The 11,722-nt window shown below is 62.1% G+C and carries 9 protein-coding genes; 1 reads left to right on the plus strand and 8 read right to left on the minus strand.

Annotation, left to right across the window (positions count from 1 at the left end):
• Window positions 1-39: 39 nt before the first annotated feature.
• The 8 genes from C4J85_RS11020 to C4J85_RS11055 form a co-directional block, all read right to left on the minus strand.
• Window positions 40-2,649: an autotransporter outer membrane beta-barrel domain-containing protein gene (locus C4J85_RS11020; RefSeq protein WP_124409583.1), complete on the minus strand. Its 2,610-nt coding sequence runs from the start codon at window positions 2,647-2,649 to the stop codon at window positions 40-42.
• Between the two features lie 118 nt (window positions 2,650-2,767).
• Window positions 2,768-3,706 carry a carbohydrate kinase gene (locus C4J85_RS11025; RefSeq protein WP_124409584.1) on the minus strand — a complete coding sequence of 313 codons (939 nt, stop codon included), beginning with the start codon at window positions 3,704-3,706 and terminating at the stop codon, window positions 2,768-2,770.
• Window positions 3,707-3,718: 12 nt separating this feature from the next.
• Window positions 3,719-5,200 (minus strand): xylulokinase, encoded by a 1,482-nt coding sequence (xylB, locus tag C4J85_RS11030; RefSeq protein WP_124409585.1) that lies wholly within the window; start codon window positions 5,198-5,200, stop codon window positions 3,719-3,721.
• Window positions 5,201-5,338: 138 nt separating this feature from the next.
• Entirely contained in the window at window positions 5,339-6,820 is a 1,482-nt protein-coding gene (locus C4J85_RS11035; protein WP_124409586.1) for a mannitol dehydrogenase family protein, read from the minus strand.
• 18 nt (window positions 6,821-6,838) lie between these two features.
• The gene (locus tag C4J85_RS11040; RefSeq protein WP_124409587.1) at window positions 6,839-7,942 is read right to left on the minus strand and encodes an ABC transporter ATP-binding protein; all 1,104 of its coding nucleotides are present in this window, start codon (window positions 7,940-7,942) and stop codon (window positions 6,839-6,841) included.
• 23 nt (window positions 7,943-7,965) lie between these two features.
• The gene (locus C4J85_RS11045) at window positions 7,966-8,796 is read right to left on the minus strand and encodes a carbohydrate ABC transporter permease (protein ID WP_003233033.1); all 831 of its coding nucleotides are present in this window, start codon (window positions 8,794-8,796) and stop codon (window positions 7,966-7,968) included.
• Between the two features lie 10 nt (window positions 8,797-8,806).
• Window positions 8,807-9,697, minus strand: a complete 891-nt coding sequence (locus C4J85_RS11050; protein ID WP_065952553.1) for a carbohydrate ABC transporter permease — start codon at window positions 9,695-9,697, stop codon at window positions 8,807-8,809.
• Between the two features lie 134 nt (window positions 9,698-9,831).
• Entirely contained in the window at window positions 9,832-11,103 is a 1,272-nt protein-coding gene (locus C4J85_RS11055) for a sugar ABC transporter substrate-binding protein (protein ID WP_372240632.1), read from the minus strand.
• 310 nt (window positions 11,104-11,413) lie between these two features.
• Between C4J85_RS11055 and C4J85_RS11060 the strand changes: the two genes are divergently transcribed.
• Complete coding sequence (locus C4J85_RS11060; protein ID WP_124409589.1) at window positions 11,414-11,692, plus strand: chitin binding peritrophin-A domain-containing protein; 279 nt, start codon at window positions 11,414-11,416, stop codon at window positions 11,690-11,692.
• Window positions 11,693-11,722: the final 30 nt, after the last annotated feature.

The following is an 11,722-nucleotide window of genomic DNA, read 5'->3' on the forward strand; positions in this document are numbered from 1 at the left end:
TGGGCCTGGTAGTTGCCAGGCCCTCAAACCATACGGTCTTCACCAACTCATACGCACCCCGGCATTGCCGCTCACGCCCTCCTGGGCGTTGCCATCCAGGTTGGTGGTGTAGTCCGCCGCCAGGTAAACGCTCACCGTTGAAGACAATCGGGCGACAATCCCTACGCCCACATCGGCGGTGGACGCCTTGTGATCACTCTTGATGCGGTCCACATCATCGTAAGTCACCGTGTCCCTGCCGCCGAACGTACGCCAGGCATTGGCGCGCACGTAGGGCTCGATGGGGGTGTTGCCCACCAGTTGGCGGCCCTTGAGGCGTGCACCAACACGGCCGGTCCAGTATTCCTGGGAATCGAACGCTACCTTGGAAATGCCGTCGTGCTGGCTGTCCAGGTCGATGGTCTGGCGGATCACCTGGACCTGGGGCTCCACCACCCACTGCTCGGACAGGGTGATCGGATAACCCGCTTCGGCGGACAGCGCCAGGGCGTGGCCCTTGGTGTTCATCTTCACGCCACGGTCGGATTTGTTTTCACCGTCCAGGCGCGTGAACATCGTGACCACATCGACGTACCCACCTTCGGTGCCGGTCAAGGTCCAGTAGGCGCCGAAATTGTCGCCATCCAGTTTCACCCGTCCCGAGCGCCGATCCTGGAAGCCTTCGGCAAACCCCTTGACGTCGCCGTTCAAGCGACTCTGCCCGACGAACAAGCCAAACCGTTGCAGTTGCCCACCGCTGGTGTGCGCAGCGTAGAGGTCGTGCCCCACCTGATAGCCCTTGACGCTGCCGTCGAAGCTTGGCGATACGGTGCCCGACCAACGCTTGTTGAAGTCGCTGCCATAGGCCCGCGCCCAGCCGGCCGGCACCGCGCCGGTTTCGCTGAGCAGGCTTTGCTCGCCCTGGCGGTCATGGAAGGTGCCCAGGGCCATGCGGGTCATGACTTGCGCGGCCGGGACCACTACCGAGTACACCGGCACTTCCAAACGGTACAGCGCGATAGGTTCGGCACCGGGCACCGCCGTCGGCACGGCCGGGTTGCTGGCGGCCGATTGCGGTGAAGTGGCTGCCGCGACTTGGCTCGGCGGTGGCGCCGGGGGCTCGATCGGCGCGACCGGTTGCGCGGTTGGTGGCTCCACCGGGGGTTCATCGGGGTCGACCACCGGCGGCGTCGGCGGAATCGGCGGAACCGGCACCACCACTGGCGGAGTGGGCGGCACTGGCGGCACGGCGGGTGGCTGCACGGCCACCACCGAGGAGCGCAGGTACCAGTTGTTTTCCGTGCCGGCGGTCACGCCACCTTTGAACAGCCGGTATTCATAGGCACCGGCCGACACCGAGCCCTTGAGGGCGAAGGCATCCGTGCTGCTGACCGCGCCGTTGACGGCCTGGACCACCTCGATGCCGCTGTTCTGGGTAAAGCCACCGGCACCGCCGAGGTTGGTCACGGCCAACTGGGTATGGCCGCTGAGCGTGCCATTGGACACCACCAGCTTGTCGGTGGCGGAGCTGTCGTCACCGAGCACGGTTTGCAGCCACAGTTGACCGTTGTTGCCCACGTAATTGCCATGCACCGTGAGCGCATCGGCGGCACTGGCGCTGCCGGTGGTCATGTCGATCGTGCCGGCGTTGTTCAGCGTGGCCAATTGGCCGGTGGTGTAGGGGCGAATGGCGCCTTGCGTCACGGCCAGGGTGCTGCTGCCATCGATGTTGAACGTACCGGTGTTGCTGGTGCTGTCGCCGAGGAAAAAGTCACCGGCCAAGTCAAAACGCGAGGCGTTATTGAGGTTGACCGTCTCCCAGCCGACATAGCGCGCAGCGTTGCCGGAGGTGGTGTTATCCAATGTCAGCTGATCATTGCCCAGACCACCGTCAATCGACGGCGTGGCGGCCAACCGGCTTTCAGTAAGGCCGCTGAGCAAGGCGGTATCGTCACCATCGCCCATCAATACTGAAGACTGGATCTCACCGCCGTTGCGCCAGGTGAATGTGTCGTTGCCGAAACTGGCGCGGATTTCACCTTTGATCACGCCGCCGCTCACCCTGATGATGTCATCGCCGCCGCTGGTGCTGATGTTGCCGCCTACGCTGCCTGTTCCCGAGATGTCGATCCTGTCCTTGCCGAACCCGGTGACCAGGTTGCCGAGGATCTCGCCGCCGGTCATCTCGTATACGTTATCGTCCAGCTTCATGTCGACCCGGCCAATGGTGCCGCCGGTTTGTCTCGCCACGTCACCGTCGACGAATTCTCTTTCGATGACGCCGCCGGTTATCAGAAAGGTGTCGAGGCCATCGCCCTGGGCCAGAGAAGGAATTCGCCCGCCGTTCATCACGAAGTCATCGATGCCGGGGCCTTGTTGCACAGCACCCAGGATACTGCCGTCATCAATCAGGATTCGATCTTCGCCCGCGCCGAACGTGACAGGGCCGTTGACGGTTCCCGTACCACCGGCGGGCAGCGACAGACGATTGTTGCCCTGAAGATCGGTGAGTCCGGCGGTGCTGGTGCCGCTGTCGCAGACGTAGGTATCGTCGCCGGGGCCTGGGGTAAAGGCACACGCGGAATGCGCGGCCTGGGGGGTGATGTACTGCAGTGAAAGGATGCCGACAGCAATAACGGCTCGGGTTGGAAAGCCTGAGACCTTGGTCATAACGTGTCCTACGTTGTGTTTTTATTACTGCTGTTCTTTGGTCTAGCACACACCTCGTTCATCGGTGAAATTTCTGACAAAAGGTTGCAGGCCACGCAGTGCATGGCCTGTGGGGCGCTCAGCCGAGCTGGCTGCGGTAAGGCAGGTCCGGCCCGGTGCGGGTGCAGGTCAGCGCCGCGGCGCGAATCGCAAAGCCGAGCATGGCGTCGATCTGTTCGCGGCTGAGCTGTTGCAGCCCCGCGACCGAGTCCAAGCGGTGCTCGGTCAACCAGGCGATCAGCGCCGCCTGGAAGGTGTCGCCGGCACCGACCGTATCGGCCATCACGATGTCGATTGCCGGTTGCGACCAGTTGCCGTGGCGGCGGCTGAACACGCTGGCGCCATCGCCGCCACGGGTGAGAAATACCAACTGGCAGCGGTGTTGCAGCCAGCCTTGCAGCACGCTTTCGGGGGACTGCTCGGGGTAGAGCAGGTGCAGGTCTTCATCGCTGACTTTGATCAAATCCGCATGCTTGACCAACTCCGTCACACGGTCGCGCCACAGCTGGATGTCCGGTTGCGGGTTCAGCCGTACGTTAGGGTCGAGGCTGATCAGGCGCTTGCCGCTTTCGCGCTTGACCAGCGCCAGCAGTGTGTCGCCAATCGGCTGTACCACCAGGGAAAACGAGCCCACATGCAGCCCGCGAATCTCATCACCCAAGGGCGGCAGGTGCGTCATCTGCAGTTGCCGGTCTGCGCAGCCTTCGCCACGAAAGCTGTATTGCGGTGAACCATTGGCGCCCACGGCCACCATGGCCAGGGTGGTCGGCGCGTCAAAGGGCACCAGGAAATCTTCACTCACGCCTTCGTCCTTGAGCACCTGTAGCAAGCGCCGGCCCAGGTAGTCATGGGAGATCCCGGCGAAGAACCCGGACTCGATTCCCAAGCGGCGCAGGCCCACCGCCACGTTGAACGGCGAACCGCCGGCAATCGCCGTGTAATTGAGCTTGGCAGCCTGCCCGTCGGCATCCTCCTCGCTGAAAAAATCGAACAGCGCTTCACCACACACCAGATACATAGTCACTCGCTCTTAAAGGGTTGCCACAAGCTGTTGATAGCGCTCATAGGCCTGTTGATAGGCGCTCACGTTGGCCGGCACCGGCACGGTACGGCTGGCCGGGTCCAGGCTCACGCATTTGTCGCACAGGCTGGCCAGGGATTCGCCGGACTGGCACCACGCCGCCTGGATCGCCGCGCCCAGGGCCGCGGCCTCGCTCTGTTCGGTACAGACCACTTCGGTGTTCATGATATCGGCGACCATCTGCCGCCACAGCGGGCTTTTCGAGCCGCCGCCGATCAAGCGGATGCGCAGGCTTTGCAGGCCGGTCTGGCGCAGCAGGTCCAGGCCATAGCGCAAGCCGAAAGTGGTGCCTTCGACCACCGCGCGGCACAGGTTGGCGCGGGTCAGGTTGGTCATGGTCAGGCCGTGCAGGCTGCCGGTGGCCTGGGGCAGGGCGGGCACCCGTTCGCCGTTGAGGAACGGCAGCATGCTCACCCCGTCCGCGCCGATGGGGGCCTGCTCGACCAGGGCATTGAAGGCGTGCAGGTCGAGTTCGAACAGCTCGCGGATCACCCCGGTGGCGTTGGTCAGGTTCATGGTGCAGATCAAGGGTAACCAGCCGCCGCTGGATGCGCAGAAAGTGGCGACCGACGCCTGGGGGCTGACGTTGGGCTGGTCGGCAAAGGCGTAGACGGTGCCCGATGAGCCCAGGCTCATGGTGATCACCCCAGGAGCGATGTTGCCGGTGCCGATGGCGCCCATCATGTTATCGCCGCCGCCGCTGGCGACCACCGCGTTGGGGTTGATGCCCAGCCGCTCGGCGATAGCCGGCAGGATCGTGCCCACTGCTTGATCGGCTTCAATCAGCTCAGGCAGCGCCGCCTGCAGACGACCACTGGGGTCGATGTGCGCGAGCAGCGCCACGTCCCATTCACGGCGGCGCACGTTGAAGTAGCCGGTGCCCGAGGCATCGCCATATTCGGCGACGGCGCGGCCGGTGAGCCAGTAATTGAGGTAGTCGTGGGGCAGCAGGATATGGGCGATGCGCGCAAACAGGTCCGGGTGCTGTTCACGGGTCCAGAGCAGTTTGGACACCGTGTAGCCTGGCGCAATAGCCACGCCCAGGCGCTCCAGCGAGCCGCTTTCGCCGCCCAGATGGTGCAGCAGGCGCTCGTTTTCCGCAGCGGTTTCGGTGTCGCACCACAACTTTGCCGGGCGCAGCACCTGACCCTGGGCATCGAGCAACACCAGGCCGTGTTGCTGGCCGGAAACACCGATGCCGAGGATGTCCTGGCCGTCCACCCCGGCCTGTTGCAGGGCGCGGTGGGTGGCTTCGGTGAAGGCGTCCAGCCATTCCTGGGTGTGTTGCTCACGCCGGCCATTGGCGCCGCTGATCAAGGTGTGCGCGGCGGCGCCCAGGCCCAGCACCTTGCCGCTGGAAGCGTCGAGGACGATGGCTTTGGTGCCCTGGGTGCCGCAGTCGATGCCGAGGAACAGGTTTTGCTGGGTCATGATGATTTGCTCAGCAGTCTTATTGTTGGAGTGGTAACACAGTCAAATGTGGGAGGGGGCTTGCTCCCGATAGCAGTGGTTCAGTTGATAAATCTGTGACTGATATACCGCTATCGGGAGCAAGCCCCCTCCCACATTTCAAGCCAGTTTGTTCAGGAGGTTCTGTAGGGTCGCGCTGACGCCGTTGTCACGCAGGCTCACATAACACCGCTCGAACGCTGCCACAAATGCAGGCGAGTTGGGAATAGCCGTGCCGAAAATCTCTTCAACCCCCAGCAGACGCTGGCTGATCAGGGCGTCATCACTGACCAGCGCCTGGCAGAACGCGGCACGCGGATCGGGAATCGTATAGGCCACGCCATTTTCGTCGACACCCTTCAAATACAAGGCCCAGGCGGCCACCACCAGCGCCGCGCGTTCAGTCTCACGCCCATCGGCAATCAGGCGGTTGATGGTCGGCACGGTGAACTTGGGAAACTTCGACGAACCGTCCGAGCACACCCGTTCCAGCTGGTCGGCAATCGCCTGGTTGGAGAAGCGGTCGACCAGGGTCTGCTTGTACGCCGTCAGGTCGATGCCCGGCACCGGTGCCAGGTGTGGCGTGACGTCGAGGTCCATGTAGGCGCGCATGTAGGCGACGAACAGCGGGTCGTTCATGGTGTCGTGAACAAACCGGTAGCCCTTGAGAAAGCCCAGGTACGTCAGGGCCAGGTGACTGCCGTTGAGCAGGCCGATCTTCATTTCTTCGTAAGGCGTCACGTCATCGGTGAACTGCACGCCGACCTTTTCCCAGGCCGGGCGGCCGTTGACGAACTTGTCTTCCAGCACCCATTGCACAAAGGGTTCGCACACCACCGGCCAGGCATCGTCGATGCCGTGCTCATCATGCAGTTGCAGGCGGTGGGCGGTGCTGGTCATTGGCGTGATGCGGTCGACCATGGCGTTCGGAAAGCTCACATTGGCGTCGATCCAGTCATGCAGTTGCGCATCGTGCAGCGCGGCGAATGCGAGCAGGGCCTTGCGGGTGACGGCGCCGTTGTGCGGCAGGTTATCGCAGGACATCACCGTGAACGCTGCAGTGCCGGCGGCGCGGCGTTGGGTCAGCGCGGCGCAGAGAAAGCCGAACACGGTCTTTGGTGCGCCGGGGTGCGCCAGGTCATGCTGGATCTGCGGCAGGTGGGCCATGAATTCGCCGTTGCTGTCGTCGATGCAATAGCCGCCTTCGGTGATGGTCAGCGAGACGATACGGATGGCCGGCTCGGCCAGTTTATCGATCAGGGCCTGGGCGCCGTCTTCTGCCAGCAACATATCGCTGATCGCGCCGATCACGCGCACTTCGGTGTCGTCGGTGTCGCCCAGTTCATACAGGGTGAACAGATAATCCTGGCCGGCCAGGTCGTCGCGGGCCTTGCGGTCTTCGGCCCGCAGGCCAATGCCGCAGATGCTCCAGTCCAGGCCCTCGCCGGTGTTCATCAAGGCGTCGGTGTAAAACGCCTGGTGCGCGCGGTGGAAACCACCCACGCCGATATGCGCAATGCCCTGGGAGGTGCTGGCGATGGCATAGGCCGGCACTTTCACGTCGGGCGCCAACTGGGTGAGGTTCTGTTTATTCAGCTTCATAACGTAATACTCGCGAAATCAGGCGGCGGCGCGCAGGGGGCGGGCTACGGCCACGCCCTCGGTGTCGAACAGATGGCAGTGGGCCGGGTCGAGGTGCAGGTGCAGCGTTTCGCCATATTGGCTGGCCATGTCGCCGCGAATGCGCATGGTCAAAGGCTCGCCGTTGGCGGTGATGACGTGGCAGAAGGTGTCGCTGCCCAGGCGTTCGCCGACGTCTGCGGTGACGGTCAGGGTGGTTTGACCCGGCGTGGCGATTTCCAGGTGTTCCGGGCGAATGCCCAGGGTGACTGCGCTGCCCACGCTCAAGGTCGGGCCACTGAGCGGCAGGCTGATCAGGGTGCCGGCGTCGAGTTGCACGTCACAGCCCTGGCCTTCGACACGCGTGACCTTGCCCTTGAGAAAACCCATCTTCGGCGTGCCGAGAAAGCCCGCCACAAACAGGTTGGCCGGCTGGTGGTACAGGTCCAGCGGCGAGCCGACCTGTTCGATGCGCCCGCTGTTGAGCACCACGACTTTATCGGCCAGGGTCATGGCTTCGACCTGGTCGTGGGTCACGTAGATCATGGTCGCCTGCAGCTCTTTATGCAGGCGTGCCAGCTCCAGGCGCATCTGCACGCGCAGGGCGGCGTCGAGGTTGGACAGCGGCTCGTCGAACAGGAAGATCTTCGGGTTACGCACAATCGCCCGGCCAATCGCCACGCGCTGGCGCTGGCCGCCGGAGAGCTGCTTGGGCTTGCGCTCCAGCAGCGGGCCCAGCTCCAGAATGCGCGCCGCTTCGTTGACCTTGCTCTCCACCAGTTGCCTGTCGACGCCGGCCAGGTCCAGGGCGAACGACATGTTCTTGCGCACGCTCATGTGCGGGTACAGGGCGTAGGTCTGGAACACCATCGCCAGGTCACGCTTGGCCGGGGTCACTTCGGTGATGTCGCGCCCGTCCAGCTCGATGGTGCCTTCGCTGACTTCCTCAAGGCCGGCGATCAGCCGCAGCAGCGTGGATTTGCCACAGCCCGACGGGCCGACGAACACCACGAATTCCTTGTCGTTCACTTCCAGGTCGATGCCCTTGATGATGGAAAAACCTTCGAAGCCTTTTTGCAGATTCTTGATTTTCAGGTTGGCCATGATGGGCCCTCCGCTTGGAATTATTATTTGACGGCGCCAAAGGACAGGCCGCGCACCAGTTGTTTCTGGCTGATCCAGCCGAAAATCAGGATCGGCGCGCAGGCCAGGGTCGACACGGCGGACAATTTGGCCCAGAACAAGCCTTCGGGGCTGGAATAGGAGGCGATCAGCGCGGTCAGCGGCGCGGCGCTCGATGACGTCAGGTTCAACGACCAGAAGGCTTCGTTCCAGCACAGGATCAGCGACAGCAGCACGGTGGAGGCCAGGCCGCCCTTGGCGATCGGCAGCAGCACCCGCACCATTTCCTGCCACAGGGTGGCGCCATCCAAACGTGCGGCTTCGAGGATGTCCTTGGGAATGTCCTTGAAGTAGGTGTAAACCATCCACACCACGATCGGCAGGTTGATCAGGGTGTAGATGATGATCAGCGCAATGCGCGTATCGAGCAGGCCAAAGCTCTTGGCCAACAGGTAGATCGGCATCAGTACGCCCACCGGCGGCAGCATCTTGGTGGACAGCATCCACAGCAGCGTGCCCTTGGTGCGCTTTGTCTCGTAGAAGGCCATGGAGTAGGCGGCCGGCACCGAAATCAGCAGGCACAGGGCGGTGGCGCTGAACGAAATCAGCACCGAGTTCCAGGCGTAGGCGAAGTAGTTGCTGCGCTCGTTGATGTGCAGGTAGTTCTCCAGCGTCGGCGTGAAGATGAACTGCGGCGGCGTGGCGAACGCGTCGATTTCGGTCTTGAAGCTGGTCAGCACCATCCAGAAGATCGGGAAGAAAATCAGGATCGCGATTGCCCAGGCCAGGGTGCCGAGCAACAGGCTTTGCAGGCGGCGGGATTGTTGAAGCGTCATGGCGCGGCCCTCAAGGCTTGTCAGTCAGGTTTTTGCCGATCATCCGCACCAGGATGATCGCCGCGATATTGGCGATGACCACGGCGATCAAGCCGCCGGCCGAGGCCATGCCCACGTCGAACTGCACCAGCGCCTGGTTGTAGATCAGGTAGGCGAGGTTGGTCGAGGCGTAACCGGGGCCACCGTTGGTGGTGGTGAAGATTTCGGCGAACACCGAGAGCAAAAAGATGGTTTCAATCATCACCACCACGGCAATCGGGCGGGCCAAGTGCGGCAGGGTCAGGTGCCAGAAGATCGCGATGGCGCCGGCACCGTCCAGGCGTGCGGCTTCCTTTTGTTCCTGGTCGAGGGACTGCATGGCGGTCATCAGCAGCAGAATGGCGAAGGGCAGCCATTGCCACGACACAATGATGATGATCGACAGCAGCGGGTAGTGCGCCAGCCAGTCCACGGGTTCTGCGCCAAAGAACTTCCACACCGCAGCGAGAATCCCCGACACCGGGTGAAAAATCAGGTTCTTCCAGATCAACGCGCCGACGGTGGGCATGATGAAGAACGGCGAAATCAACAACACCCGCACCAGGCCGCGACCGAAGAACTCACTGGCCTCCAGCAGCGCACTGATCAGCACGCCGAACACCACGCTGATCAGCAGCACGCTGCCCACCAGCAACAGCGTATTGGTGGCGCCGGGCAGGAAGCCCGAGTCGGTGACGAAGTAGGTGAAGTTCTCCAGCCCCACGAACTGGTTTTCGCCGGGGTAGAGCAGGTTGTAGCGGATCAAGGAGAAGTACAGGGTCATGCCCAGGGGCACGATCATCCACAGCAGCAGCAAGGCCACCGAGGGGCTGACGAGGAACCAGCCGGGGTTGGCCAGGCGGTTTTTGGGTGTTGTATTCATGGTATTCGAGACCGGTTAGGGACAGGTGCGCAAAACCCCTGTAGGAGCGAGCTTGCTCGCGAAGGTATTCCAGGCGCATTGCGGCGTCGGATGTACCTTTTTCGCGAGCAAGCTCGCTCCTACAGGATCGGGGGTTACTTGGGGTAACCGGCCCGCTTCATTTCCCGCTCGGTGGTGGTCTGTGCGGCCGTCAGTGCGGCATCGACCGTCTGCTGGCCGGTCAGCGCGCCGGAGAAGAATTTGCCGACCTGGGTACCGATCGCCTGGAACTCAGGAATGGTCACCAATTGAATACCGATATACGGCACCGGTTTTTCGGTGGGTTTGGTCGGGTCCGCGACTTTCAGCGATTCCAGGGTCACCTTGGCGAACGGCGCGGCCTTCATGTACGCGTCGCTGTAGGTGGATTGACGGGTGCCTGGCGGTACGTTGGCGACGCCGTCGGTCTTGGCGACCAATGCGCCATATTCCTTGGAGGTGGCCCAGGTGGTGAACACCTTGGCGGCGTCCTTGGCCTTGGAGCTGGTGGGGATCGCCAGGCTCCAGGAGTACAGCCACGAGGTGCCCTTGTCGGTCTTTTCATGTGGAGCGAAGGTGAAGCCGACATGCTCGGCCACTTTGCTCTGACTCTTGTCGGTGACGAACGAGCCCGCCACGCTGGCGTCCACCCAGATCGCGCACTTGCCGCTGTTGAACAGCGCCAGGTTTTCGTTGAAACCGTTGCTGGACGCACCCGGCGGGCCGGATTTCTTCATGTTGTCGACGTAGAAATTCAGCGCGTCTTTCCACTCGGGGCCATTGAATTGCGGCTGCCACTTCTCGTCGAACCAGCGTGCGCCGTAGCCGTTGGCCAACGTCGTGATCAGCGCCATGTTTTCGCCCCAGCCGGCTTTACCGCGCAGGCACAGGCCGTATTGCTCTTTGCTCTTGTCGGTGAGTTTGGCCGCGTATTCGCCGATCTGGCTCCAGGTCGGATGCTCGGGCATGCTCAGCCCGGCGTCCTTGAACAGGTCGGTGCGGTAATAGGTAATCGAGCTTTCGGCATAGAACGGCAGGGCGTACAGCGAGCCTTTGACCGACAGGCCGTCGCGTACCGAAGGGAACACATCATCGAGGTCGTAGGAAGTCGGCAGGTCCTTCATCGGCTCCAGCCAACCCTTGGCGCCCCAGAGTGCGGCTTCGTACATACCGATGGTCAACACGTCGAACTGTCCGCCCTGGGTGGCAATGTCGGTGGTCAGGCGCTGGCGCAGCACGTTTTCTTCGAGCACCACCCAGTTCAGCTTGATCTCCGGATGCTCGGCCTCGAAGGTTTTCGAAAGCTTCTGCATGCGGATCATGTCGCTGTTGTTGACGGTGGCAATGGTCAGGGTTTGCGCGCCGAGGCTGACGGCGCTGAGGGTCATGCAGGTAGAGACAAGCAGAGCTTTTGCTGTGAACTTCATCGCGCACTCCATATCCGCGCCCAGAGGGCTACAGAAGGACGGTTATTGTTGTTGTGTCTTCCCACAGGGAGTCAGGAAGAGTGTGCATTGATTACAGCCCTCAAACGCGGCGATGACAAATCCTTGGGAACACTGGGACTGATACTTTTTTGCACTCCCTGGACAGCGAATCAATGCGCTATTTCGGGTCGTGTACCTGTTAGTTCTGACAGTAGACGCACTATCAGGACTGAGGACTAATGACCGAGCAAAATCCAATCAGGAGACGTTTATGAACCTTTTCCGCACAAGTTTCAAAAACAACACGCTCTATAAATTTGCACTGGGCGCGGTCGTCGCCATGGCTGTGAGTGCCTGTACCACCGAGCCACCACTGGAGTCACGAGAACCGGCATGCACGAAAGACGGCTACTTCAAAAGCACCAATGTGGTGGGTGGTTACCATCGCTGTGTATGGAAACCAAACATTAGTCGGTGGATTCAATACCCGTTTAACTGCCCGGCCGGGCTGGAGTTCGATGAGTCCGTGCGTACCTGTGTAAGGCCCTGACGGGACTGCCTGTCCCCAACATTTTCAAGC

This window comes from Pseudomonas sp. R4-34-07 (genome assembly GCF_003852375.1).
In the GTDB taxonomy this organism is placed as follows: domain Bacteria; phylum Pseudomonadota; class Gammaproteobacteria; order Pseudomonadales; family Pseudomonadaceae; genus Aquipseudomonas.

What these genes read in the sequence shown, in the direction of transcription:
- C4J85_RS11055 (WP_372240632.1), bottom strand. Translation starts at nt 11,103, where the DNA reads ATGACCCTCAGCGCCGTCAGCCTCGGCGCGCAAACCCTGACCATTGCC.
- C4J85_RS11050 (WP_065952553.1), bottom strand. Translation starts at nt 9,697, where the DNA reads ATGAATACAACACCCAAAAACCGCCTGGCCAACCCCGGCTGGTTCCTC.
- C4J85_RS11040 (WP_124409587.1), bottom strand. Translation starts at nt 7,942, where the DNA reads ATGGCCAACCTGAAAATCAAGAATCTGCAAAAAGGCTTCGAAGGTTTT.
- C4J85_RS11035 (WP_124409586.1), bottom strand. Translation starts at nt 6,820, where the DNA reads ATGAAGCTGAATAAACAGAACCTCACCCAGTTGGCGCCCGACGTGAAA.
- C4J85_RS11020 (WP_124409583.1), bottom strand. Translation starts at nt 2,649, where the DNA reads ATGACCAAGGTCTCAGGCTTTCCAACCCGAGCCGTTATTGCTGTCGGC.
- C4J85_RS11025 (WP_124409584.1), bottom strand. Translation starts at nt 3,706, where the DNA reads ATGTATCTGGTGTGTGGTGAAGCGCTGTTCGATTTTTTCAGCGAGGAG.
- xylB (WP_124409585.1), bottom strand. Translation starts at nt 5,200, where the DNA reads ATGACCCAGCAAAACCTGTTCCTCGGCATCGACTGCGGCACCCAGGGC.
- C4J85_RS11060 (WP_124409589.1), top strand. Translation starts at nt 11,414, where the DNA reads ATGAACCTTTTCCGCACAAGTTTCAAAAACAACACGCTCTATAAATTT.
- C4J85_RS11045 (WP_003233033.1), bottom strand. Translation starts at nt 8,796, where the DNA reads ATGACGCTTCAACAATCCCGCCGCCTGCAAAGCCTGTTGCTCGGCACC.